The organism is uncultured Brevundimonas sp. (assembly GCF_947305955.1).
Lineage (GTDB): Bacteria > Pseudomonadota > Alphaproteobacteria > Caulobacterales > Caulobacteraceae > Brevundimonas.
Window position 1 is genome coordinate 59803 of sequence record NZ_CAMZFB010000002.1, and the last position, 24514, is coordinate 84316.

A 24514-nucleotide genomic window follows, 5' to 3' on the forward strand; every position below is an offset into this window, starting at 1 on the left:
ACAAGATTTGTATGAACCGTGATCTTAAATCCCGCTTTCCGTGTGGAAATGGAGGGGATTAGGTATTTTCCGGTTGATCCAGCAGGGCTAGAGCCTCTTCCAGCGTCTCGACCCAGCCGCCTTCATGGCGAAGGCCCGCCTTCAGGATCATGTGCCTCAGTTGGCTGGCGCGGTCGTTCAGGCCCTTGGCCAGATCACGCGTCTCGAACTGGCGGTATTGCTCCAGCTTGGCGCGGTGCTGGTCCAGACGCGCCTGCATACGGGCACGCAGGGCGCGGGCCCCGTCTGTGCTGTCCAGAACGGCCTCGGCCCTTAGCTTCACCATCAGCGTATCGCGCAGGGGCGGGACCGGTTCTTCCTCGCCCAGCCAGCTTTCCAACAGCGCGCGGCCCTTGGGTAGGACGTGATAATTGCGCTTGCGCCCCCGCGCCTCGGCTTCGGCTTCCGAGGCGATCAGTCCCTCGGCCTCCAGCTTGGCCAATTCTCGGTATATCTGCTGGTGGGTGGCCTGCCAGAAATGGCCGATGGATTTGTCGAACCGCTTGGCCAATTCCAGCCCGGAACCGGGGGATTCAATCAGGGCGGTCAACAGGGCGTGCGGCAGGGACATGGGCCTGACTAAACCGTGTTTCCGGCCAAAGCACAAATGTTTTGCAACCCGTTGCAAAAACTTTTCGTCGGTGTTCTAGATAGGGTTGAAAGACCCCACCTGAGGCATGGACATGACCCATTATCCGCATCTGAACGCCCCGCTTGATCTGGGCTTCACCACGCTGAAAAACCGTGTGCTGATGGGGTCCATGCACGTCGGGCTGGAAGAAGCGCCCAACGGCTTCAACCGTATGGCCGCCTTCTATGCGGAACGCGCGGCAGGCGGTGTTGGTCTGATCGTCACGGGCGGTATCGCGCCCAACAGCCGCGCCGCGCCGTGGCCGGGTGGCTCCAAGATGACCACGACCGAAGAGGCCGACCACCACAAGGTCGTGACCCAGGCCGTGCATGATGCGGGCGGCAAGATCGCCATGCAGATCCTGCACTTTGGCCGCTATGCCTATTCGTCAGAGCTGGTCGGACCGTCGGCCATCAAGGCCCCGATCAACCCCTTCGTGCCGCACCCGCTGACAGGCGAGGAGGTCGAACGGACCATCGAGGACTTCGTCAACGCCGCCCATCTGGCCCAGTACGCCGGCTATGATGGCGTGGAAATCATGGGCTCCGAAGGCTATCTCATCAACGAGTTCATCGCCGAACGCACCAACCAGCGCGACGACGAATGGGGCGGCTCCTACGAGAACCGCATCCGCTTCCCCGTCGAGATCGTCCGCCGAGTGCGCGAAAAGGTCGGCCCGAACTTCATCATCATCTACCGCCTGTCTATGCTGGATCTGGTGGAGGGCGGCTCTACGCTGGACGAGGTGATCCAGCTGGCGCAAGCCATCGAGAAGGCCGGTGCCACCATCATCAACACCGGCATCGGCTGGCACGAGGCCCGCATCCCCACCATCGCCACCAAGGTGCCGCGCGCGGCCTTTGCGTGGGTGACCAAGAATCTGATGGGCAAGGTCGGCATCCCGCTGGTGGCGACCAACCGCATCAACACGCCGGAAGTCGCCGAACAGGTGCTGGCCGAAGGCAATGCGGACATGGTCTCCATGGCCCGCCCGTTCCTCGCCGACGCCGAGTTCGTGAAGAAGGCCGCCGAGGGCCGAGCCGAGGACATCAACACCTGCATCGGCTGCAATCAGGCGTGTCTGGACCACACCTTCAGCCTGCAGATCACGTCCTGCCTCGTGAACCCGCGCGCCTGCCACGAGACGGAAATCGTCATCAAACCGGCAGAGGTCAAAAAGACCATCGCCGTGGTCGGTGCCGGTCCGGCAGGTCTGGCCTTTGCCACCACGGCAGCCGAGCGCGGCCACGCCGTCACCCTGTTCGATGCCGACGACAAGATCGGCGGCCAGTTCAACATCGCCAAACAGGTGCCGGGCAAGGAAGAGTTCTACGAGACGCTGCGCTATTTCGGCCGTCGCCTCGAACAGACGGGCGTCAGCGTGAAACTGAACACTCGCGTCAGCGCCAACGATCTGCACGGCTTTGACGAGGTGGTGCTGGCCACGGGTATCGCGCCGCGCCGCCCTGCCATCGAAGGCGTGGATGGCCCCAATGTGCTGGGCTACCTCGATGTCCTGCGGGACAAGAAGCCGGTGGGCGAGAAGGTCGCCATTATCGGCGCGGGCGGCATCGGTTTCGACGTGGCTGAATACCTTGTCCATGAAGGCACCAGCCCGTCGCAGGACCTTGAGTTGTTCAACACCGAATGGGGCGTGGATCGCACCTAGTCGACCGCGGGCGGCCTGAAAGAGCCACAACCGCACGCGCCCGCGCGTCAGGTCACCCTGCTGCAGCGCAAGACCACCAAGGTCGGTGCAGGCTTGGGCAAGACCACGGGCTGGATCCACCGCGCGGGTCTGGTTGCCAAGGGCGTTGGCATGATCCCCGGCTGCACCTATGAGCGGATCGACGACAAGGGCGTCCACGTCACCATCGACGGCCAGCCGCAGCTGATCGAGGCCGACACAGTCGTGATCTGCGCCGGTCAGGAACCGGAACGCTCGCTGCACGCGGCCCTGACCGAGAAAGGCGCGTCGGTCCATCTGATTGGCGGGGCGGACGTTGCCGCCGAACTGGATGCCAAACGGGCCATCAATCAGGGCACGGTTCTGGCCGCTGCTATCTAGGAGGGATGATCATGCTGACACAGGAAACACACTTGAACCCGAACGTCGTGGCCACGCTGGAACGCTGGCATGGCGTGGTCGAGAACAAGGACATGGAGACGCTGCGCGCCATCCTGCATCCCGATGCCGTGTTCCGCTCGCCCATGGCCTTCAAGGGTTATGAGAGCGCCGATGCTGTCGTGCTGGTGCTCAGCAATGTCATCGAGGTGTTTGAGGATTTTACCTATCACCGCAGTTTCGCGGGTGCTGATGGCCTAAGTGTCGTTTTGGAGTTTTCGGCCAAGGTCGGGGACAAGTCCCTGAAGGGCATCGACATGATCCAGTTCGACGAGAACGGCCTGATCACCGACTTCGAGGTCATGGTGCGTCCGTTCAATGGACTTCAAGCCCTTGGCGCGGCCATGGCGGCCCGTCTGGGACATTTGTTACCGGCTTATAAAGGCGGCTGATTTTACGTTTAAGGCTTAACGGCGTTAAGAAATTTTAAACCATAAAATCTTGCAGAAACATGATGTTGTCGGGAAATACCTAGTAGTATCACGTAGCAACCGAACGGTGATTTGTAACGTTCCTTGGGTCGAACTGTAGCGCTGTGGCGCGTGACCCTTGGAGCGTATGTATGCCTGCCCAAACGAACGCCTTTATCGTCAAGGCCAAGCTTGTCGCGGGTGAAGCCTCGGCTGCCGCTGCTGAAACCCTGAACGTTCAGGGCTTGGTAAATGTGGCCGGTTTCGATCGTATTTACCTCGCCGAGTATGCGAGCAACATCACCGGCATGGTTCGCGAAGGGGCGAACCTGCTGGTGTACGGCCCCAATGGTGAACTGCTGACCGTCCAGAACTTCTATGAGGGGCTGAACGTCAAAGACCTGTTGCTGATGGATGGCCAAAACGGTCTGGTCGCGATGGAGACGGGGGCCGTCACCGATGGTCCCATGGCCCTGTCATCCACCAGTGCGGGCGAGCCCGCTCCGTTCGAAAGTCTGACGGAAACCCCGGGCGAGAACAGCACTTCCAACAGCGGCACATCTCCGACCAACATCATGGCGGTCGTGGCCGGCGCGGCTGTTGCAGGCGTTGCCGTCGCGCAGGCACAGGACGATGACAAGAACACCGATCCGACGCCTGATGGCCAGCCCGATACCACACCGCCCGCCGCCCCTACCGGATTGGTATTTGCGGCGGACGGCAGCACCCTTTCCGGCTCGGCAGAGCCCGGTTCGACTGTTACCGTGCGCGATGCACAGGGGCAGGTAATCGGGACCGTTACCGCAGGCGCGGACGGCACTTTTTCAGTCACCTTGAATCCGCCGCTCCAGAACGGAGAGACGGTGACGGTGGTGGCGACCGATGCAGCCAACAATGTGTCGGACCCGGCCCAGATTTTTGCACCGGATATCACCCCGCCCGCGGCGGCTTCGGATGTGGAGATCAACCCTGATGGAACCGAACTGACCGGTCGGGGCGAACCCGGCGCGACCGTCGAGATCAGGGACGGCAACGGCAATGTTCTGGCCGAAACCACAATCCGCGCCGACGGCAATTTTACCATCCCGCTCGTGCCGCCTCTGGTGGATGCAGAGACGGTCACGGTTGTGCTGATCGACGATGCCGGAAATACCTCCCAGCCCGCAACGGCGACGGCACCGGACCTGACGGCCCCTGATGCGGCCAGCGATGTCTCCGTCAGTGCGGATGGTAGCCGTGTTGAAGGTCGGGGCGAGGCCGGTGCCACTGTCGAAATCCGTGATGCTTCCGGCAATGTGATCGGCTCGGGTCAGGTGGGGCCGGACGGCACCTTCTCGGTTCCGCTGTCCCCCGCGCTGGTGGATAGCGAGACGGTGACGGTGGTGCTGACGGACGGGGCTGGAAATACCTCCCAGCCCGCAACGGCGACGGCCCCGGACCTGACCGCTCCTGATGCAGCCAGCGATGTAACCGTCAGTGCGGACGGAACCCGCGTTGAAGGTCGTGGCGAGGCCGGCGCCACGGTCGAAATCCGCGATGCTTCCGGCAATGTGATCGGCTCGGGGCAGGTGGGCGCGGACGGCACCTTCTCGCTCCCGCTGTCCCCCGCGCTGTTGGACAGCGAGAGGGTGAGGGTGGTGCTGATCGATGAGGCCGGAAATAGCTCGCCGCCCGCAACGGCGACGGCCCCTGACCTGACGGCTCCCGATGCGGCCAGCGATGTCTCCGTCAGTGCCGACGGTACCCGCGTTCAAGGTCGCGGCGAGGTCGGTGCCACGGTGGAGATCCGCGATGCTTCCGGCAATGTGATTGGTTCCGGTCAGGTGGACGCGGACGGCACCTTCTCGGTTCCGGTCTCGCCGACACTGGTCAACAATGATGTGGTCCGTGTGGTCCTGACGGACGAGGCGGGCAACAGCTCACAACCAGTGACGGCTACGGGTCCCGATCTGACCCCGCCCGATGCGGCGACGGATCTGAGCGTGACCCTGGACGGGACCGTCATGACCGGACGTGGCGAAGCCGGCGCCACGATTGACGTCCGCGACGAGAACGGCAACCTTGTCGGTACGGGCACGGTAAATGGCGATGGCACCTTCAGCGTTGATCTGGTGCCGCCGCAACAGACGGGCGGAGAGCTGGGCGTTGTGCTGCGTGATGCAGCGGGCAACCCGTCCCAGCCGGCCATTGCCTATGCGCCGGATATCGTTACGGGCGACCCGCTGGGTCAGCCGGTTCTGACGATTGACGAGGCTGCGGGCGGTATCGACGCCGACGAACTGGCGGATGGTATTACCGTGCGTATCAGCCTGCCTGAAGGCTCGGACGTGGGGGATATCTTCTATGTCGTGCTGCAGGGCGAAGGTGGCGTGGTCTATACCTTCGAGCAGGAGATGGTCGGCGACGACATCGCCTACGGCTATGTCGAGATCAATATCGGCCGCCACGTCGATGGCCTGTACTCGGCCTACGCCTATGTTGTGTCGGATGACGGGCGCACCAGCCCCAACTCCAACACGGTGGACTTCGAGGTCATCGCCGGTGAGCCGAACCACGGCAGCTTCCCGCTGGATGCGCCTGTCGTCACTGTGCCGGAGGCCGTCGACGGTATCGATGCCGATGAGCTGGCTGACGGTATCGAGGTCCGCGTCAACCTGATCCAGGGCTCGGATGTGGGCGACACCATCATCGTGGTCGTCAGCTCCATGGGCGCGCCCTATTCGGTGACGCACACCATCACGGGCGATGACATCGCCTTTGGCTATGCCAGCATCAATATCGGCAGCAATTTCAGCGATGGCACCTATTCGGTCACCGCGCGGGTGGAAGTCGCCGATGGCCGGGTCAGTCCGGTATCCGCTCCGGTTCCGATCACGGTCGATACGAGCGTGGTCACCCCGCCCAAGCCCTCGGTTGATATTCCCGAAGCGGCAGATGGCGTAACCGGTGCCGAGGCCGCTGACGGTATTCAGGTGGTCGTGACCCTGACGCCGAACTCCGCACAGGGTGACACCGTGATCCTGTCCGATCAGGACGGCGAGATTATGCAGTACCAGCTGACCGCAGGCGATATCGCCGCGGGGTCGGTGACCCTGACCATTCCGGCAGGCCCTGCGGGGACCTATACGGTGTCGGCCACAATCGTGGGCAGCGGCGGTACATCGCCTGCGTCCGATCCGGTGTCATACGACATTCTGCCCGTTGCCAGCGGTACGACGGTAAGCCTCGATCCGGTGGCCGGTGACGATGTCATCAACGCCGCCGAAGCCCAGGGCAGCGTCATCGTCTCGGGTCAGGTGACGGGCGAATATCAGGCTGGCGACATCGTCCAGATCACTCTGGGCAACACCACCTTTAACGGTGTGGTGGCCGCCGATGGCCGTTTCTCCATCGGCCTGCCCGGCAGCATGCTGACCGGTGGCACCCTGACCGCCGTGGTTCGTGCCACGACCGCCGAGGGCGTTCAGGATTTCACCGCCACCCGCTCCTATGAGGTCGATCTGGCCGCGCCATCTGCTCCCAGCGTGTCGGTTCCGGCGGCCGCTGACGGTGTCATTGACGATGCTGAGCTGGCTGATGGTGTGACCGCTCAGGTCAGCCTGCCGCAGGACGCGGAGGCCGGTGACAAGATCATGGTCTCGATCACCGGCCCTGCCGGAACGACGACGGTCGAACATGTCATCACCGCTGGCGACCTGCTGGCCGGAACGGTGGGCGTGCCCCTCGGTTCGGCCCTGCCGGACGGGGCCTATCAGGTCTCTGCCCGTATCGTGGACGCAGCGGGCAACAGCTCGGCTTCGTCGAGCCCCGTCTCGTTCGCGGTGGATGCGGTTCAGCTGGATCCGGGTACCGCTTCTGCCAGCCTCAGCGAAAGTGATCTGTCGGCTGTCGCCACCGGCAATCTGCCGCTGGAAGACGTGACGGGATCGGTGTCGCTGGTGCTTTCGGGCCCGACGGCGACCTTTACGTCCAAGGGCGAGACCATCGTCTGGTCGTTGAATAATGACGGCGCGCTGGAAGGCCGCGCGGGTGGACGTCTGGTCGTCCTGGCTTCGGTCGATGCGCAGGGGGGCTATGAGGTCCAGCTGTTTGACGGCATCGACCACCCTGCCAACAGTGACACCCTGATCCTGCCGATCACGGTTACGGCTACCGACGATACCGGTTCGGCCACGGGTGCCATCAATGTCGCCATTGCCGATGGCGCTCCGGTGCTGGCGGCGCCTGGAACGGTGTCTCCGGCCACGCCGGGCACGGTGGTCGGCACTCTGGTCACCGATATGGGGGCCGATGGCGGTGAGCTGCGCTCGGTTACGGTGGATGGTCTGACCTTTACCCGTGATGCGTCCGGCCAACTGAGCCCGACCGGCACTTCTTCGACCGTGATCTCGTGGTCGGTGGATGGCGATGTCATCCGCCTGACGACTGTGCGCGGTGAAACCGTCGAGATCGACACCGCCACCGGAGCCTATTCGGTGGATGTGACCGGACAGGGCGCACAGGTCGCCACGCCGTCCAATCCTGTTGTGGGCATGGCCACTTCGGGCGGCCTGCTGGGTCTGATCGATGCCAATGTGCTGGGTGTCATCCGTCTGGATACGCAACAGTTCTATACGGCGACGGATGCGGACAACGACCTTGTCTCTCTGAAGCTGTCCAGCCGCTCGCTGCTGTCTATCGGCTCGTTCAACTATAATGCCGCTCTGGCCTTTGAACTGGGCCTGAAGATCACCGAGACGCCGTGGCAGGCCTTGGGCGGTGCCGGTCTGTTCGGCGACATCGGCATCACCATTACGGCGCTGGATGGCGGCCAAATGGACAGCTGGAAGCTGAACGAGTTTCTAGGCTCGGTCACTTTCGGCAATAACGTCCTGACGGCCTCCGTCCTGTCGGGGCTGAGCATGGTTGCGACCGACTCCAGAGGTGAGCAAACCAGCCTGAGCGATGTGGAACTGGCTGACCTTGGAGTGGGCAAGGGTCTGCTGGAAGCGCTTCTGCCTGACGTGAACGTGTCGGGTAACAACGACTCAAACGTGCTGAACGGCAACGACAATGCGACGGGCAACCGCTTGGATAACCGCCTCTATGGTTACGGTGGCGACGATGTCCTGAACGGCAATCGCGGCAACGACCTGCTGCGTGGCGGCGCGGGCAATGACATCCTCAACGGCGGTGATGGTAACGACATCCTGATCGGCGGGACGGGCGTCGATATCATGACGGGCGGGGCTGGATCGGACCTGTTCCGCTTTGAAAAGGGCGATGCGTTCGGCATCAACTCTACCCTGCGCGACGTGATCGAGGATTTCAGCAACGCCTCGCTGTCGAGCGGCGGCGATGTGCTGGATCTGTCCAGCCTGCTGCAGGGCGAGGGGCGCATCGGCAAGACCGCGGGCAATCTGGCCAACTATCTGCACTTTGAGGCCACGGCCGAAGGGACTGTGATCCACATCTCGACGGTGGGGGCCTTTGCGGGTGGCTATGGCCCGATGAACCAGATCGCCACCGATCACCGCATCCTGCTGAAGGGCGTTGACCTGACCGCCGGCTTCGACAGCGATGTCGCGATCATCAATGACCTGCTGGCGCGCAATAAGCTGATCGTCGATGTGCTGAAGACTTCGTCGGCGGGTGGCCATGGCGATCTTGAGATCATTGCCGATGTGGTCGATGGCGACGGCGATGGCGGTCAGACGTCGGTCATCATCAGTGAGGACCTGCTGACCCCGGGGGCGGGCAACCACGCTCCGGTAGTCGGTGCCGAAGCCGACAGCTGGTTCCTGACGGGGGGGCTGCTGGGTTACAGCCTGAACGGTCAGGACCTGCTGGTCGCCGATGCGGACAACAACCTCGCCAAGGTCGAGGTGGCCTATCGTCCGTTGCTGGCAGTGAACCTGTCGCCGCTGGGCTTTGCCTATGATGAAAGCCTGGCGACCCTGTATGGCTATAACGTCCAGCTGGTGGCCAATGAGGGTCTGCTGGGCGTGGTCGCACCCTCGGCACGGATCGTGATCACCTCGGCGTCCGGCGACCCGCTGGACAATGAACAGATCAACGAATTCCTCGCTACCGTGCGTCTGGTTGATCTTCAGGGGGACCTGTTGTCCAGCAGCCTGCTGTCGGTCGATCTGTTGGCCAATATGACCCTCTATGCCGAGGATGTGTGGGGCCAGTCGTCCGAGGCGACCCTGTCGTCCTTCCTGAACGTCAATGCGCTCAACAGCATCAACCAGCCGCTGGTGGGGGGCAGCACGGGCTTCAGGACGTTCGCCTTTGATCAGGACCTCATCGATGTGCCGGATCATGATTATGGCCACGACCACGGCGGCGATTGGGGACGCGGCGACTGCGATGACGGCGTCGATTTCGACCAGTGGCTTGAGGACGACGATCTGGTGATTGCCGGTCTTCAGGACGATGCCCTCGCCGCTTCCGGAACGGCCTTTGATCACGGCTTTGCGGCAGAGCCGGTCTTTACCGCGCCGCTCCCGCCCCTGAGTGACGATCACCACGACCTGGTGATCTGACGATGGCTCACCATGCCCTGCGGAAAACACGCAGGGCATGGTGAAGCTTAACCTCTCGGTTTAGTGTTTCATTGTTATCTCAAACTCACCACTGAGTCGGATATTCCAGAGCGGGGGCGTAAAGGTGCGGTTCTTTCGGGTAGGGCAACCAACAGCAGCGGCGGTTCTGGCTCTGGTCTTGTCGGCAGGCACGCCAGCCTTGGCCCGCGACCCTGCTGGCGAGGCAGAGATGGCGGCGGCTGTCCGAGAGGCGTTGCGGCGCGATCCCGATGTGCGGGCCACCTATGCCGAGGTCGAGGTGGCCGAGGTCGAGGGCGACATTGCCCGTAACGGTTACCTGCCTGCGCTGAATGCTTCGGCGGGTCCGGAATCTGCGGGTGTCGGTTATGACGTCAGCCTGTCCCAGACCCTCTACGACTGGGGTCAGATTCGCGCGACCGTGCAACGCGCCGATGCCGTCACCGCTGAACAGCGTGCCAGTTATCTGATCAAGCGCGACGATGTGGCGCTGGAAGTGGTGGAGCTGTGGCTGGATATCGCCCAGGGCCGTGCCCAGCTCGATCTCATTCGTGGCCATATCGAACGCCTGTCCCGCCTTCAGGGCATGGCGCAGGAACGGGTGGCGGGCCGCTATTCGGATCAGGCGGAGCTGGGGCGGGCCAATCTGGCCGTCTCGACCGCACAGGCGACACGTGCCCGCCTGAACGGCGATCTGGCCGAGGCCGAAAATGCGTTTCAGGAACTGGTCGGCTATCCCGCTACCCGTGTCCTGATCCCCGACCAACCGGCCTTTATGGCTGCCGTCGCCAGTGGTCCGCAGCTTGAGGCCGCCATCACGGCGTCGCCGCTTTATCGCCGGGCCGTCCATACCGCCGAGGCGGCCGATGCCTCCTATGCCGAGGCGAGGGCTTCGGCCCGTCCGCGCCTGGTGGTCGAGGGATCGGTGCAAAAGCGCGAGATCGGCGGGCGGCTGATCGATGACTCTTCGATCGGCCTACGCCTTCGTATGAACACCCAACAGGGGCTATCGGCGTTCCAGCGCCCGCGCGCCGAACAGGCCCGTCGCGATGCGGCGCGGCTGGGCACCGAAACCATCGCCCGCGAACTGCGCCGCAAGGTGGCCTCGCTACAGGTCTCCGACCGCGCTCTCGAAGGCCGCATCAATGCGCTGGCCGATCAGGTCAGCCAGTCCGATCAGGTGCGCTCGACCTATGCCGAGCAGTTTGTGGTCGGTCGCCGCGACATTCAGGACCTCGTCCTGATGGAGAACGAATATTTCGAGGCCGAGCGGCAGATTATCGAATTGACCATCGAACGGTTGCGCACCCAGTACAGGGCCGCCGCCCAATTGGGGCTGCTTGCCGAGGCTCTCGCCCCATCGGGGGGGACCGCCAGCCGATGACCCGCCGCCCTCTCCCCCCGGAGGTTGACCCCCTAAGAGAAGGCCTCAGCCTGTTGGCCGCAGAGCTGGGCTGCAAGACCACAGCCGCCATGTTGGGCGACGGGCTGCCGCTGGAAGATGGCCGCCTGCCGCTGGATCAGGTACGGCGGGCCATGCGGCGCGCGGGGCTGTCGGCACGGGTGGTGCCGCTGGCGCTGGATGATGTGCCGGATGATTTGTTCCCGACCCTGCTGCTGCTGAAGAACGGGCGCACGCTGGTGTTTGCGGGGCGCGACGGTGATCAGGCCATTGTGCTCAGCCCCTTTACCGATGGCGGTGCCCATCTGGTGCCGATGGAGCGGCTGAAGGCCAACTATGCGGGACAGATGGTTTTTGCCCGTCCGGTCTATCGCAGCGATGACCGCGCGGGGGCCTATGCCCGCCCCAAGCCTAGGCACTGGCTGCGCGGCACGGTCGCCGAGGCGTGGCCCAGCTTTATCGAGGTCGGGGCCGCCGCCATCTTTGCCAACCTTCTGGCGGTGGGCACGTCGCTGTTTGCCATGCAGGTCTATGACCGCGTGGTGCCCACGTCGAACTTTCCGACCCTGTGGGTGCTGGCCTCCGGCGTGGTGATCGCCATCCTGTTGGAGCTGTTGCTGCGTCAGCTCCGCGCACATCTGTTGGAGGCGACGGGAAAGTCGCTGGACCTCAAACTGTCGTCGCGACTGTTTGAGCAGGTCATGGCCGTGCGCCTGTCGGCCAAGCCGGGATCGACGGGGGCCTTTGCCAGTCAGGTGAAAGAGTTCGAGTCGGTGCGCGAGTTTTTCACCGCCTCGACCGTCGCCGCCTTCAGCGATGCGCCCTTCATCCTGCTGTTTATCGGGGTGATTGCCATATTGGGCGGTCCGGTGGCCTTTGCACCCTTGGCGGCGGTGATCCTGATGATCGTGCCCGCATGGCTGATGCAGTCCAAGATGGCGGCCCTGTCGCGAGAGAACCTGCGCGAAGGGGCGGTCAAACACGGTCTGCTGCTGGAAACCGTCGATAATCTGGAAGGGTTGAAAGCCGCACGGGGCGAGGGGCGGAACCTGCGCCAATGGGATCTGATGTCGGCGACGCTGGCGGAGTCCGGCCTCAAGACACGCAACCTCTCGACAGCGCTCAGCGCCATCGGGTCCAGCGTCCAGCAATTGGCCTATGTCGGGGCTGTGGTGATCGGCGTCTATCAGATCGCGGGCGGTCACATGACCATGGGCGCGCTGGTTGCCTGTTCGCTTCTGGTGTCGCGCGCGATTTCGCCAACCAACCAGTTCGTCGGCATCATGTCGCGCTGGCAGTACATCAAGGTCGCGCTGGAAGGGCTGGACCAGTTGATGGCTGCCCCTGTCGAGCGCCCGCAGGACCGCACCTTCACCCGCAAAACCGATCTTCAGGGCCACTATAAACTCGAAGGCGTCGAGGTGGCCTTTGGTGCTGACGCCGCGCCCGTGCTCAACATCCAGAGGCTGGAAATCCATCCGGGCGAGCGGATTGCCCTGATTGGCGGCAATGGTGCGGGCAAGTCGACCCTGCTGCGGTCGCTGTCGGGCCTTGGCGACATCACGGCGGGGCGTCTGCTGTTGGACGATGTCAGCCTCAGCCAGATCGATCCGGCAGACCGTCGCCACGCGATCGGCTACCTGCCGCAGGATGCGGTGCTGTTCCACGGCACGCTGCGGGACAATCTGACGCTGGATGGCGGGCGTCACTCCGATGACGACTTGCTGGATGCGCTCGACGCGGTGGGGCTGGGCGGCTATGTGCGCGCCCATCCGCAGGGACTGGACTTGCCACTGGTGGGACGCGGAAGCGTGTCGGGCGGCCAACGTCAGGCCATCGGCATGGCGCGACTGATCCTGCAGGACCCGCGCATTGTCCTGATGGACGAACCGACGGCGGCCTTTGACCAGAATAACGAAGCGCGCCTGATCGGCTTCCTGAAACAGTGGCTGGAGGGACGGACGGCTGTGATCGCCACCCACCGTCGCTCGGTCCTGACGCTGACGGATCGCATGGTGGCCCTGTCCAATGGCCGCGTGGTCGGGTCCGGTCCGGCGACAGGTGGTGTGGTGCATAGGGGGCGCGTGGCCCATGGCTAGTGACCGCGCCATTTCGCGCCAGCTGCGCCGCGCCCTTGCCGACACCCGCGAGGGCGAGGCCCATCCTCTGGCCCGCCCCATACTGTGGGCCTGTGTCGGTGTGGTCTTTATCTTTGTGGTCTGGTCGTCGTGGGCCACGGTGGATGAGGTGGTGCGTGGCGAGGGCAAGATCGTGCCCAACAGCCGCGTGCAGACGATCCAGAGTCTGGAAGGCGGCATCCTCAGTGATCTGATGGTGCGCGAGGGCGAGATCGTCGAAGCCGGTCAGGTGCTGGCCAAGCTGGACGACACTCGCTTCAACACCGCCGCCGGAGAGACCGAGGCTCAGGTCAAGGCCCTGACCGCCGCCATTGCCCGCCTCGAGGCCGAGGTGCTGGGCCAGACGGAAATCCGCTTCCCCGACACCATCCCCGCGAATGATCCGGTGATCGCCTCCGAGCGCGCCCTGTTTCGCGCCCGTCGTCACAACCTGAATGCCACGCTCGCCGCCCTGTCATCGGAAACCAGCTATGCCCAGCGCCAGCTGTCCATGGTCCGCCCCTTGGCCGAGCGCGGCGTGGTGTCCGAAGTGGAGTCGCTTCGTCTGGGCAAGGATATCGCGGCCCTGACCGGGCGACAGACCGAGGTCCGCAACACCTATATGCAGGAAGCCTATTCGGAACTGGCGTCGAAGAAGGCCGAACTGGCCGCCCAGACCCAGATCCTGAACCAGCGGCGCGACCAGTTGGAACGCACCGAGCTGACGGCTCCGGTCAAGGCGCGGGTCAATGACATCATGATCACCACCCGTGGCGGGGTGGTCCAGCCGGGCCAGCCGATCATGCAGCTGACCCCCGTCGAGGACCAGCTGTTGGTCGAGGTGAAGATTCAGCCGCGCGATGTGGCCTTCCTGCGCGAGGGCATGCCCGCACGGGTCAAGATCACCGCCTATGACTATACGGTCTATGGCGACCTTCCGGGCAGTGTCGAACAGATCAGCGAGGACACGATCGAGGAGGACACGCCGCGCGGGAAGATGGCCTTCTATAGCGTGCTGATCCGTACCGACCGCGCCTATCTGGAAAAGAATGGCCGGCGCCTGCCGATCCGCCCCGGCATGGTGGCGCAGGTCGATGTGCAGTCGGGCCAGCGCACCATCCTGTCCTATCTCCTCAAACCGCTGTTGAAGGCGCGACTGACATGATCGCCGCGCCCTTTACCCCCGCACTGGAAGCCACCGCCGAGGGTCAGCGCATTTTGGCGCGGGACTGGTCGCGGCATGCTCTCGGTCCGCTGGCATCGTGGGATCAGGGACTGCTGTCTGCGCTGGCCTATATGCTGCCAATGGGCGTGCCCGCGGCCCTGTTGTGGGGGCCTGATGCGCGGCTGTTTTTCAACGGCGCGTTTGAACAGGCCTTCTCCGACCGCAACCTCGTACAGGGGCAATCTGTCGGTGACACCAGCGATGCCCTGTGGAAGTCGCTGGTCAGCTATCGCGCGGGCGGCAGCGAGGTGTCCATCGCGGCCAAAGGCGTCACCGACTGGTGGCAGGTGAACCAGTCGCCGCTGCACGATGCCGAGGGGCGGGTCAGGGGACGGCTGGTCCTGTTGTTTAACATCGCGGCGCGCAAACTGGCCGAACAGGCGCTGGTGGCCAGTGAGGAAGCCATGCTGGGCCTGATGGACCAGCAGCCTCGCTATCTATGGCGGACTGATCCGGTCGGGCGTCCGATCTGGATCAACCGTCTGGGACGACAGTTCATCGGCGTCGAGAAGATGGAAGGGCTGGACCTGTCGCGGATCATCCTGTCCCCCGATCTGGCGGTATTGATGACCGAGCTTCAGGGCCATCTGGCCACCAAGACGCCCATGACCATTCAGGTGCGCGTCCGCTCGGCCTCGGCGGGGGTACGGTGGTGCCTGATGCATTTCACGCCGCTGACGGATGTGAAGGGCGCGGTCCATGCCTGGGCGGGTTCGGGTGTGGATATCCAGCACTGGCATGACGCAGCCAGTGCCGCCACGCGGGTGCTGGCCGAACACGAAGGCCCCTATGGCGCGCGGCCCGCCTATGACCGCTATGGCCGCGAGCAGTTCGCCTTTGTGGCGGATATCGAGACGGGCCGGATGCGACCGCTCGATCCGGTCGGGGGGCAGGAGTGGGGGCTCAATCTTGAGGGGCCGCCGGAACTGTGGGCCGACTGGCTGATGCGCCTTCCGCCGGACCAGCGCGAGCGTGCGGACGATACCTTCTCCATCGCGGCTGAAGGCGGTGTGGCCGAGGACCTCTGGACCGTTTTTACGCCCGATGGCACCGAGCGCGACGTGCATGTCACGGTCTTTTCCATTGAAAGCCCGGACGGTGTGGTCCGCAAACTGGGCGGGGTGCTGGCCCCTGTCGAGAAGCGACCGGAGCAGCGCATCTATCTGATCGATATGATCGGTGACGATCCGGCCCAGCGGGGCAGGCTGGCGCGTTGTCTGTCGCTGTTGGGGGCGCGGGTCCATCGTTTCGACAGTCTGGAGGATTTCGCCATCAGCCTTGGCGACCTGCGGCGCGGGGCGGTGGTGATCCGCTCGGGCCAGCCCCGCGATGATCTGGGCGGGGCCTTGGACATGCTGTCGCGCAACCGTGCCCATTTCCCGTGGCTGGTGCTGGCCCAGTCAGAGACCACGACGCTGGAGGTGGTCGAGTTGATGCGGAACGGTGCCCAGACGGTCCTGCCGCCGGATGTGAAAAGGGCCGAACTTCTGGCCGCCGTGCGCGAAGCCATCCCGCCGCCCGTCAAGGACGAGATCGTCCCCTCCGACAGCGCCGAGCGGATTGCCGCCCTGTCCAAGTGTGAGCGGCAGGTGCTGGAAGGTCTTTTGGCGGGCGGCACCAACAAGGTGATCGCGGCGCAGTTGAACCTCAGCCCGCGCACCGTCGAGGCCCATCGCGCGCACCTGATGGACAGGCTTGGCGCACGGTCACTGGCCGACCTGATGCGTATCGTCGGGCCGCACTATCTGGCAGAGCCGAGCCGCCGCAACGGATAGGTTTTCGGGGAAGGTCCCATGGTGCCGGTGGTCGGACTCGAACCGACACTCCTTGCGGAACCGGATTTTGAGTCCGGCGCGTCTACCAATTCCACCACACCGGCACGGTCTGGGAAGGAGGCGCAATCTAGCGATGCCTTCGCTGTGGTCAATCGGTTGGTGAAAAGAAAAACGCCGCCCCGAAGAGCGGCGTTGTAAATGGTCAGACGGGGCTGACCTTCTGTTCGATAGTCCCGAAAATGCTGTGGTTCTTTTCGTCCAGCATTTCGATCCGCACGACGTCGCCGTGTTTGAGAAATCCGGTCTTGGGCGCGCCTTGCTGGATGGTCTCGACCATGCGGACCTCGGCGATACAGCTATAGCCCAGACCACCCTCGCTGACGGGGCGGCCCGGACCGCCGTCGGCATCCTTGTTGGAGACGGTGCCGGACCCGATGATCGTGCCCGCGCACAGGCTGCGGGTTTTGGCCAGATGGGCGATCAGGGTACCGAAGTCGAAGGTCATATCGACGCCCGCATCAGCCTTGCCAAAGGGTTGCTCATTGATGCTGACCAGCAGTGGGCCGTGCAGCTTGCCATCCTTGAAACGCTCGCCCAGCGAATCCGGCGTGACGAAGACAGGCGACAGGGCGCTGGCAGGCTTGGACTGGACGAAGCCGAAACCCTTGGCCAGTTCCGCCGGAATGAGGTTGCGCAGCGACACATCGTTGACCAGCCCGACCAGACGGATGGCCGACAAGGCGTCTTCACGGCTGGCCCCCAGCGGAACATCGCCGGTCACCACCACGATCTCGGCTTCCAGATCGCAGCCCCAGCTTTCGTCCTTGAGCGGAATGGCGTCACGCGGGCCGAGGAAGCCGTCCGATCCACCCTGATACATCAGCGGATCGGTCCAGAAGGTCTGGGGCATTTCGGCGTTGCGGGCTTTGCGGACCAGTTCGACGTGGTTCACATAGGCCGAGCCATCGGCCCATTGGAAAGCACGCGGTAGGGGCGCTGCGGCTTCGCGCTCGTGGAAGCGGCCACGCGGCACGGCTTCGTGTTCGAGACTGTCGGCCAGGGCGCGAAGCAAAGGCTCGCACCGCTCCCAGTCATCCAGCGCCGCTTGGAGCGTGGGGGCGATCAGGAAGGCGTCCGTGTACCAGCGAAGGTCTTCGGAAACGACGACGAGGCGGCCATCACGGCCATGCTTGAGCGAGGCAAGTTTCATGAGTGAACGCTAGACCGCGCTGTCCATTTGGCAAGGCCGAACTGGCACCGGAACAGGGCTGCGCGTTCACTCGCGCGTGAAGGGATCAGGCCAAGGGCGGGGAAATGACGGCGCGGGCCTCGGCACCGGTTTGCTGGATCGGATCGCGCACCTCGACCTCGACGACGATGGCACCGCCGGTGGTGCCATTGTCCCACAGATAGCGGCGCTCGACCTCGACCTCTCGGCCCGACGGAGCCATGGCCTCATAGGTATCGCCCCATGGCGTGATCTGGCGCATCTCCGCAAAATGCAAACCGCAGGCGGCGTCCAGCTCCTCCAGAGCCATTTCCGACAGTTCGTTTTCGTGGGGAGGAGGATTTACAGCCAACGTCGCACTTTCCGGCAATAGAGTTCGTATGGGGTCCCGAAGACGCGCTTCAGGTGGGCTTCCTCTCGCGGAATGACAAGGCGGTCCATCACCACCAGACAGGGCACGAGAAGGCCCAGAGCCAGCGGCGAATCCATGCCCACGGCAAAGCCCGCATAGGTGACCGCAAAGCCCAGATAGATGGGGTTGCGGGTCTGTGCGAACAGACCGTCGGTCAAAAGGGTGGTCGCTCCTTTCCACGGTTCGACCGCTGTGTTGTGGCGGCGCATCTGGCCGGCAGCCATGCCGTCCAGCACCAGACCCGCCACCACCAGAACCAGCGCGATCACGCGCTGGACGGTTTCCTCAAGACCAAAGGTCCAGTCCACGACCACCCGCTCCACGCCCCATCCGGCCAGAAGGAAGGCGAGGTAGATGAGGGGCGGGGGTATGCGAATACCGGGTGTGTCGTGGACCGGAGCCATCAGTTCTCTTCGTCGCCGTAGATGGCCACACGGGCCGCAGAGTCGCTGGAGACGGCGCCGCGATACATGCCCGACGAGTTCATCGAGAAGGCAATCGTGCCGTCAGCCGCAATCGCGATCACGCCGCCGTCGCCGCCCAGACGGCCAACCTCGGCGATCTCGGCATCGGCGGCCTGTTGGATGGTCTTGCCGCTGGCTGTGCCATGGCAGATGTCGCGCGCGACGGTGGCGCGGATGAAATACTCGCCCGAACCCGTCGCCGAGACGGCGCAGCCATCGGCGTTGGAGGCATAGGTGCCTGCGCCGATCACCGGCACATCGCCTACACGGCCCCAGCGTTTTGCGGTCATGCCACCGGTCGAGGTGGCGGCGGCCAGACGGCCCTGACTGTCACGGGCGACAGCGCCGACCGTGCCGTATTTGCGCTCGTCCAGCGGCGCTTCGTGCAGGTTGAAGGCCAAGGGTGCGGCGGGGCCGAACTCTTGCGGGGCGGGCGGTGCGCCAGCCGGACGGGCGGGCAGGGCCTCGCCACGCTCACGCAGGGCCTTCAGCAGGGCCTGCCAGCGGCTTTCGGTAAAGAAGTAGGCGGGCTCGACCTGTTCCAGACCTTGCGAGGCGGCAAAGGTCTCGGCGCCCTCGCCGATCAGCATGACGTGTGGCGAATGCTCCAGAACGGCGCGGGCGGCACGGATCGGGTTGCGGGTGCGCGTCAGACCGGCCACCGATGCGGCGTTCATGTCCGTGCCATCCATGATGGCGGCGTCCATTTCATTGGTGCCGGCAGAGGTAAAGACCGCGCCCTTGCCGGCGTTGAACAGCGGGTTGTTTTCCAGCACCTGAACCGCGGCTTCAACCGCGTCGATAGCGGTGCCGCCAGCGGCCAGCACGGCCTCACCGGCTTGCAGGGCCTCGCTCAGGCCTTGGCGATAGAGGGCGTCGCGCTCCGGCGTCAGGTCGCTGCGGTTGATCACACCTGCGCCGCCGTGGATCGCCAGCGACCAACGCCCGTCCGTCGGTTGGGCTTGCGCCATGCCTGCCGTCGCCAGCGAGGCGGCCACTGCCGCGATCAAGATTGAGTGTTTCAAAACCGTTCCCTCCGTTACTCCACACGGGGGTGATAGGGCGCAGTCTTGAGAATGTCACCCGTTGGTGCGGCGTCTTCTGAAGTGATGATGCAGGCGAACGGTCAGGGATGGCACGAAGGCGCAGATTAGTCCGGTCATCAGCACGGTTCCGAAACCGCCCTGAAACAGCAGGATACCGAGCAGCCAGCCGCCCGCCAAAGCGCAGACGGGGCCGAGCCAGGGAAACCAGGATGGCGTGTGCATAGGCATGGCAAGTCTCTCGAGACGGAGGCTGGACAGGCGGCGACGCAGGGACACGAGCAAATGAACACACTCAATGGTTAACGCGGCAAAGCTAGGCGGGGCGCGGTTTATGGTCAAGCTTTGGCCGTAATCGGGTGAGGCAGGAGGTCGCCTCGCCGTCGGGCACAGGTCTTGCTAAGACAGCCCCGTAGGCGAGCTGTCGGAGTAGAAATGCTGCGCAAACTTTATGACTGGGTCTTTTCGCTGGCCCGTCACCGGCATGCGACGCGGTCACTGGCGGCGGTGTCGTTCGCGGAAAGCGCGTTCTTTCCGATCCCGCCGGATGTCATGCTGGCCCCCATGGTGCTGGCGCGTCCTGACCGTGCCTATTTCTATGCCACCGTCTGTACCGTCGCGTCGGTTCTGGGCGGCCTGCTGGGCTATCTGATCGGCTATTTTCTGGAACCGCTGGGCCTGTGGCTGCTGGCGACCATGGGCAAGGCCGACACCTTCGAAACCTCCAAGGCTCTGTTTCAGGAACACGGCGAATGGGTGATCCTGATCAAGGGGCTGACGCCGATCCCGTTCAAGCTGATCACCATCTCGGCGGGCATATTCAAATTCAATCTGGCCCTGTTCATCGCCCTGTGTGTGGTGACGCGGGGCGCGCGCTTCTTTCTGGTGGCCTTTGTCCTCAAGACGTGGGGGCCGCGCATGCTGGAAGTCGTCGAGAAGCGGCTGACGCTATTTACCGTGCTGCTGTTGGTGATCTTCGTCCTGGGCTTTGTGGCCGTGCGCTTTATTCACTGATCGGGCGCTTGACCCATCGGTAATGATGACGGCGGGGCCAAGGGGAGCTAAGACTGCCCTCATGAAGGCTCTGTATTCCAAACTGAAGCGCTGGTGGACGGCGGTCGCATTTGTGGCTTCCGGTGCCATGCTGGCGGCGGCACACGCATTCGAGCGTTTCGGCGGGCTGGACCCCTGTAATCTGTGCCTGAAACAGCGCGAGGTTTACTGGGCCGCGCTGGTCGTCTCGGGACTGGCGACCCTATGGCACCTGATCAGCCGATCACGTCGTGGCACGCCGAGGCTGGCGGCCTTTGTGCTGGGTCTGGTCTTCATCACCGGTGCCATCACCGCGGGCTATCACGCCGGTGGCGAGCAGAAGTGGTGGGAACTTCCGGCCACCTGTTCGGCGGGCAATCCGCTGGATGTCGATCTGGGCAATCTGGCAGGCATTCTCGACGGCTCGGTCGAGGTTGCGCCGATCACCAGCTGCGGCGATATTCCATGGAGCTTCCTCGGTCTTTCCATGGCTGCATGGAACTTTATGATTTCGCTGGCGCTGGCTGTAATGAGCCTGATCGCGGCAAAACGTCCAAAGGACGCCCGCGCTCCGCGGAACTAAGGATTTGGCCATGACCCAAGACACCGTTGCCGATGCCCGCCGTGTTCCTCTGCCCCGTCCGGGCGCAGGCGCGCAGTCGCGCCGCATGGCCGAGATCTTGCGCGTGGACCACGCCGGGGAGTTCGCGGCGGTCCAGATCTATCGCGCCCAACGCGCCATTCTTGGCGACCGCGCGGGCAAGCAGGAGATTTCGGGTGATCTGGTGGAGATGGAAGGCCATGAACAGGTTCATCTGGACCGCTTCAACGCCCTGCTGAACGAGCATCAGGTCCGCCCCACAGCCATGATTCCGGTGTGGAAGGTGGCGGCCACCGTGCTGGGAGCCGGTACGGCGCTTTTAGGCGAGAAGGCCGCGCACGCCTGCACCGAGGCGGTCGAGAGCGTCATCGAGAAACACTACGCCGACCAGATCGCCGAGATCAAAGACCGCGATCCGGAACTGGCGGCTGAACTGACCCAGTTCCGCGACGAGGAGCTGATGCACCACGACCATGCCGTAGCACACGGCAGCCGCGAGGCTCCGGCCTATCGTCTGCTGAGCAGTGTCATCAAGATCGGCTGCAAGGCCGCGATCAAGATCAGCGAGCGCGTTTAGGGCGTGACATCAAAGGCCAGCATCAGCGTGCGCTGAAGCGGGTTCTCATTATCGTCTGACAGGATGTAGAGGCGGGTCTTCCCGCCTCTTTTCGTTGCGGCGATGCCTTCGAAATTGTCGGTCGTGCCGGGCAGTTTCAGCTCGACCGTCACGGGGCCAAGCGTGCCGTCCTCGGCCATGTGGCGCACGCGCGCGCGGGCATCCAGCGGCGGCTTGAACGATCGCTGCACCACCCAATAGCCGTGACCGTCAGGATCGCGGTCCATGCCCGTGATGCGGTAATCGGAATCCTTGAGCGGTTCGTCGGGCGGCATCTGCACCAGTGAACAGGTGATGCGGGTGCAGTCCCAGATACCGCCATCCTCGCCCGCGACGCGCCAGCTGTCTTGGCTGGCAGCGGCGATGGCTTCCATCCCGCCGTTCTCGTTGAACGGCCAGATGGGGCGCGGCAGGCTTGCCGGATTTTGCAGGGCATCGAGCGGACCATAGGTCCAGATGCGGTGCTCGCGCTCGAAACTGACCAGCAGCTGACCATCGGGCAGGATGGCGAGGCCCTCGGCGTCGCCATCGACCTTCTGGGTGATGGGCGAACCATCGGTGAGCGACAGCCGATGGCTGCGGAACTGTTCCAGCCCGACCAGCCGCCCGTCCTCGTCCAGCTTGATCTGCCCGCGCACCAGATCTCCGGCATCGGACACGGCGACAAAGCCGTCGTCGCCCACCAGTTTGAGATCGGACAGGCTGCGTAGCGTAGAGACGGTGGGGGTCAATATCTGGACCCCGCCCGCAAAGGTCACGCCGTCACCCAGCGTCCATCCGCCCATCCCTAAGCCCACGGTGCGGGTGCTGGCGGACTGGGCCGTCCATCCGGCAGAGGCACTATCTGTCCACGGCTGCGATGTGATCGCTGCGCTGGCACAGGCGGCCAGCGTCAGACAGGCAATCGCGGAGAGATAGAGTTTGCGGTTCATGCGGCCTTGCGCCTGCGGGTCTGGGCGGTGGCGGGCTGGGCGTCAAATAGCTCGGCCAGTTTCTCGGTCATGGCCCCGGCCAGCTGCTCCACATCGCTGATGGTCAGGGCGCGGCTGTACCAGCGGGTGACATCGTGGCCGATGCCGATGGCCAGCAGCTCGACCGGAGAGGCGGTCTCGATCTCGGCAATGACCTGACGCAGGTGTTTGTCGAGATAGAGGGCGGCATTGGCGCTCTGGGTAGAGTCATCGACGGGCGAGCCGTCCGAGATCACCATCAGGATGCGGCGCTGCTCGCTGCGGGCCAGAAGGCGGTTGTGCGCCCACTGCAGGGCCTCGCCGTCGATGTTTTCCTTCAGCAGGCCCTCGCGCATCATCAGGCCAAGGTTCTTCTTGGCGCGGCGCCACGGGGCATCGCCGTCCTTGTAGATGATGTGGCGCAGGTCGTTCAGACGGCCCGGATTGGTGGGCTTGCCGGCATTGATCCATGCCTCGCGGCTCTGGCCACCCTTCCAGGCACGGGTGGTGAAGCCGAGGATTTCCACCTTCACCCCGCAACGCTCCAGCGTACGGGCGAGGATGTCGGCACAGACCGCGGCCACCATGATCGGGCGACCGCGCATGGAGCCGGAGTTGTCCAGCAGCAGGGTCACGACCGTATCGCGGAAGGCGCTCTCGCTTTCCATCTTGAACGACAGCGGGCTGGACGGGTCGGTGATGACGCGGGTCAGGCGCGCCGTGTCCAGCATGCCTTCCTCGAGGTCGAACATCCACGAGCGGTTCTGCTGGGCCATCAGGCGACGTTGCAGCTTGTTGGCCAGACGCGACACCACACTGCCCAGCGACGCCAGCTGGGCATCCAGCATGGCGCGCAGACGATCCAGCTCCATCGGATCGCACAGGTCGGCGGCGTCCACCACCTCGTCAAAGGCGGTGGTGAAGGCGTGGTACAGCTCGGCCTTGCGCCCGTCGTCGGGCATTTCGTTGCGATTGGCCTGCGTGCCTTCGCTCAGTTCGGGATCTTCCTCGCCCGGCTCGCCCTCGGCATCGGCGGGGCGGCCATCGGGACGGGTCTGGCGCTCTTCCTCGGCGGTCTGCTCGTCGGCGCTGCCTTCGAGAGACTGGCCACCTTCGGCCTCGCCGTCCTCTTCCTCTTCTTCCTCGTCGGGCGCGTCCTGCTGGGCTTGGTCCGGTTCGTCCTCGCCTTCGTCCTCGGAGTTGTCCGGCGTGTCGGCAGAGCCTGCCTCAAGATCAAGCGCGCGCAGAAGGTCGTTCAGGCGACTGGAGAACAGTTTCTGGTCATCAGCCGCTTCGGCCAGAGCATCGAACTGCTGTCCTGCCTTGGCTTCCAGATCGTCGCGCACCTTGTCCAGCATGGCCCCCAGCGCGTCGGGGGCGCGGGTCTGCATGATGCGTTCGCGCACCAGAAGGGCAGCCGCTTCGCTCAGCGGAATACGGTCCGGCTCGGCCCGCAGGGCACCCGTGCGTTCCAGTCGCGCCGTCAGGGCCGCCCGCAGATTGGCGCGAACACCGGCCAGTTTGCGCGCGCCAATCGTCTCCACACGCGCCTGTTCGATGGCGTCAAAGACCTCGGCGGCGGTACGGTCCAGCGGGCGGGCCTTGGCGTCGATGGCGGCGTCGTGGTTGGCCAGCTTCAGCGCCATACGGTCGGCCTGCCCGCGCACGGCGGCACTTTCGTTGGACGAAGGATCGCGCGGCGGGTGCGGCAGGGTCAGGATGTTGCCGACCAGCTTGGGACCGTCCGAGGCAAAGTGAACTTCCAGCTCGGGATGTTCGGCAAGCGCGCGCGCAGCATGGGCCAAGGCGCGTTTAAAGGTTTCCTGCGGTGTCTCGGGTCCGGCCATGCCCCACACATAGACGATGCTACGCCAAGGGGAAGAGGGCGCAGGGTCTCAA

At 64.2% G+C, this 24514-nt stretch carries 17 protein-coding genes, 1 tRNA gene and 1 pseudogene; 10 read left to right on the plus strand and 9 right to left on the minus strand.

Annotated features, from left to right (window positions below; translation table 11 throughout):
- Positions 1-58 precede the first annotated feature (58 nt).
- A complete protein-coding gene (locus Q0Y42_RS00990; protein WP_297799193.1) occupies positions 59-610 on the minus strand; it encodes a PadR family transcriptional regulator in 552 nt (183 codons plus the stop codon).
- 112 nt (positions 611-722) lie between these two features.
- Between Q0Y42_RS00990 and Q0Y42_RS00995 the strand changes: the two are divergent.
- The 7 genes and pseudogenes from Q0Y42_RS00995 (at position 723) to Q0Y42_RS01025 (ending at position 16269) form a co-directional block, all read left to right on the plus strand.
- A pseudogene (locus tag Q0Y42_RS00995) lies at positions 723-2738 on the plus strand (NADPH-dependent 2,4-dienoyl-CoA reductase).
- Positions 2739-2749: 11 nt separating this feature from the next.
- Positions 2750-3187: a nuclear transport factor 2 family protein gene (locus tag Q0Y42_RS01000; RefSeq protein WP_297799196.1), complete on the plus strand. Its 438-nt coding sequence runs from the start codon at positions 2750-2752 to the stop codon at positions 3185-3187.
- 170 nt (positions 3188-3357) lie between these two features.
- Entirely contained in the window at positions 3358-9732 is a 6375-nt protein-coding gene (locus Q0Y42_RS01005) for an Ig-like domain-containing protein (RefSeq protein WP_297799198.1), read from the plus strand.
- A gap of 124 nt (positions 9733-9856) precedes the next feature.
- Entirely contained in the window at positions 9857-11134 is a 1278-nt protein-coding gene (locus Q0Y42_RS01010; protein ID WP_297799200.1) for a TolC family protein, read from the plus strand.
- Positions 11131-13251, plus strand: coding sequence for a type I secretion system permease/ATPase (locus Q0Y42_RS01015; RefSeq protein WP_297799202.1), 2121 nt, complete (start codon positions 11131-11133; stop codon positions 13249-13251). The genes Q0Y42_RS01010 and Q0Y42_RS01015 overlap by 4 nt, the downstream gene beginning before the upstream one ends.
- On the plus strand, positions 13244-14434 hold the full coding sequence (locus tag Q0Y42_RS01020) for an HlyD family efflux transporter periplasmic adaptor subunit (RefSeq protein ID WP_297799204.1): 1191 nt from the start codon (positions 13244-13246) through the stop codon (positions 14432-14434). The genes Q0Y42_RS01015 and Q0Y42_RS01020 overlap by 8 nt, the downstream gene beginning before the upstream one ends.
- A complete protein-coding gene (locus Q0Y42_RS01025; RefSeq protein WP_297799206.1) occupies positions 14431-16269 on the plus strand; it encodes a LuxR C-terminal-related transcriptional regulator in 1839 nt (612 codons plus the stop codon). Before Q0Y42_RS01020 ends, Q0Y42_RS01025 begins: the two co-directional genes overlap by 4 nt.
- Before the next feature lie 19 nt (positions 16270-16288).
- Here Q0Y42_RS01025 and Q0Y42_RS01030 read toward each other — a convergent pair.
- The 6 genes from Q0Y42_RS01030 to Q0Y42_RS01055 form a co-directional block, all read right to left on the minus strand.
- Positions 16289-16373 (minus strand) — tRNA-Leu (locus Q0Y42_RS01030).
- A gap of 98 nt (positions 16374-16471) precedes the next feature.
- Positions 16472-17479, minus strand: a complete 1008-nt coding sequence (locus Q0Y42_RS01035; protein WP_297799208.1) for a fumarylacetoacetate hydrolase family protein — start codon at positions 17477-17479, stop codon at positions 16472-16474.
- A gap of 85 nt (positions 17480-17564) precedes the next feature.
- Entirely contained in the window at positions 17565-17849 is a 285-nt protein-coding gene (locus Q0Y42_RS01040) for a hypothetical protein (RefSeq protein WP_297799210.1), read from the minus strand.
- Positions 17840-18313, minus strand: coding sequence for an isoprenylcysteine carboxylmethyltransferase family protein (locus Q0Y42_RS01045; RefSeq protein WP_297799212.1), 474 nt, complete (start codon positions 18311-18313; stop codon positions 17840-17842). The genes Q0Y42_RS01040 and Q0Y42_RS01045 overlap by 10 nt, the downstream gene beginning before the upstream one ends.
- A complete protein-coding gene (locus tag Q0Y42_RS01050) occupies positions 18313-19344 on the minus strand; it encodes an isoaspartyl peptidase/L-asparaginase (RefSeq protein WP_297799300.1) in 1032 nt (343 codons plus the stop codon). Before Q0Y42_RS01050 ends, Q0Y42_RS01045 begins: the two co-directional genes overlap by 1 nt.
- Before the next feature lie 108 nt (positions 19345-19452).
- Positions 19453-19647: a hypothetical protein gene (locus tag Q0Y42_RS01055; protein ID WP_297799214.1), complete on the minus strand. Its 195-nt coding sequence runs from the start codon at positions 19645-19647 to the stop codon at positions 19453-19455.
- A 204-nt stretch (positions 19648-19851) separates the two neighbouring features.
- Here Q0Y42_RS01055 and Q0Y42_RS01060 point away from each other — a divergent pair, with 204 nt between their 5' ends.
- From Q0Y42_RS01060 to Q0Y42_RS01070, 3 genes are all read left to right on the plus strand, one after another.
- Positions 19852-20430: a YqaA family protein gene (locus Q0Y42_RS01060; RefSeq protein WP_297799216.1), complete on the plus strand. Its 579-nt coding sequence runs from the start codon at positions 19852-19854 to the stop codon at positions 20428-20430.
- 61 nt (positions 20431-20491) lie between these two features.
- A complete protein-coding gene (locus Q0Y42_RS01065; protein ID WP_297799218.1) occupies positions 20492-21031 on the plus strand; it encodes a disulfide bond formation protein B in 540 nt (179 codons plus the stop codon).
- Positions 21032-21041: 10 nt separating this feature from the next.
- The gene (locus Q0Y42_RS01070; RefSeq protein ID WP_297799220.1) at positions 21042-21626 is read left to right on the plus strand and encodes a demethoxyubiquinone hydroxylase family protein; all 585 of its coding nucleotides are present in this window, start codon (positions 21042-21044) and stop codon (positions 21624-21626) included.
- Here the strand turns inward: Q0Y42_RS01070 and Q0Y42_RS01075 are convergent.
- Both Q0Y42_RS01075 and cobT read right to left on the minus strand, forming a co-directional pair.
- The gene (locus tag Q0Y42_RS01075; RefSeq protein ID WP_297799222.1) at positions 21623-22597 is read right to left on the minus strand and encodes an esterase-like activity of phytase family protein; all 975 of its coding nucleotides are present in this window, start codon (positions 22595-22597) and stop codon (positions 21623-21625) included. The genes Q0Y42_RS01070 and Q0Y42_RS01075 overlap by 4 nt on opposite strands.
- A complete protein-coding gene (gene cobT / locus Q0Y42_RS01080; RefSeq protein WP_297799224.1) occupies positions 22594-24462 on the minus strand; it encodes a cobaltochelatase subunit CobT in 1869 nt (622 codons plus the stop codon). Before cobT ends, Q0Y42_RS01075 begins: the two co-directional genes overlap by 4 nt.
- Positions 24463-24514: the final 52 nt, after the last annotated feature.

Bases quoted from the DNA above. Each gene is read 5' to 3' on its own strand.
- Q0Y42_RS01025 (WP_297799206.1), top strand. From the start codon at position 14,431: ATGATCGCCGCGCCCTTTACCCCCGCACTGGAAGCCACCGCCGAGGGT.
- Q0Y42_RS01015 (WP_297799202.1), top strand. From the start codon at position 11,131: ATGACCCGCCGCCCTCTCCCCCCGGAGGTTGACCCCCTAAGAGAAGGC.
- Q0Y42_RS01060 (WP_297799216.1), top strand. From the start codon at position 19,852: ATGCTGCGCAAACTTTATGACTGGGTCTTTTCGCTGGCCCGTCACCGG.
- cobT (WP_297799224.1), bottom strand. From the start codon at position 24,462: ATGGCCGGACCCGAGACACCGCAGGAAACCTTTAAACGCGCCTTGGCC.
- Q0Y42_RS01050 (WP_297799300.1), bottom strand. From the start codon at position 19,344: ATGGCGCAAGCCCAACCGACGGACGGGCGTTGGTCGCTGGCGATCCAC.
- Q0Y42_RS01005 (WP_297799198.1), top strand. From the start codon at position 3,358: ATGCCTGCCCAAACGAACGCCTTTATCGTCAAGGCCAAGCTTGTCGCG.
- Q0Y42_RS01000 (WP_297799196.1), top strand. From the start codon at position 2,750: ATGCTGACACAGGAAACACACTTGAACCCGAACGTCGTGGCCACGCTG.
- Q0Y42_RS01070 (WP_297799220.1), top strand. From the start codon at position 21,042: ATGACCCAAGACACCGTTGCCGATGCCCGCCGTGTTCCTCTGCCCCGT.
- Q0Y42_RS00990 (WP_297799193.1), bottom strand. From the start codon at position 610: ATGTCCCTGCCGCACGCCCTGTTGACCGCCCTGATTGAATCCCCCGGT.
- Q0Y42_RS01065 (WP_297799218.1), top strand. From the start codon at position 20,492: ATGAAGGCTCTGTATTCCAAACTGAAGCGCTGGTGGACGGCGGTCGCA.
- Q0Y42_RS01075 (WP_297799222.1), bottom strand. From the start codon at position 22,597: ATGAACCGCAAACTCTATCTCTCCGCGATTGCCTGTCTGACGCTGGCC.
- Q0Y42_RS01055 (WP_297799214.1), bottom strand. From the start codon at position 19,647: ATGCCTATGCACACGCCATCCTGGTTTCCCTGGCTCGGCCCCGTCTGC.
- Q0Y42_RS01045 (WP_297799212.1), bottom strand. From the start codon at position 18,313: ATGGCTCCGGTCCACGACACACCCGGTATTCGCATACCCCCGCCCCTC.
- Q0Y42_RS01020 (WP_297799204.1), top strand. From the start codon at position 13,244: ATGGCTAGTGACCGCGCCATTTCGCGCCAGCTGCGCCGCGCCCTTGCC.
- Q0Y42_RS01035 (WP_297799208.1), bottom strand. From the start codon at position 17,479: ATGAAACTTGCCTCGCTCAAGCATGGCCGTGATGGCCGCCTCGTCGTC.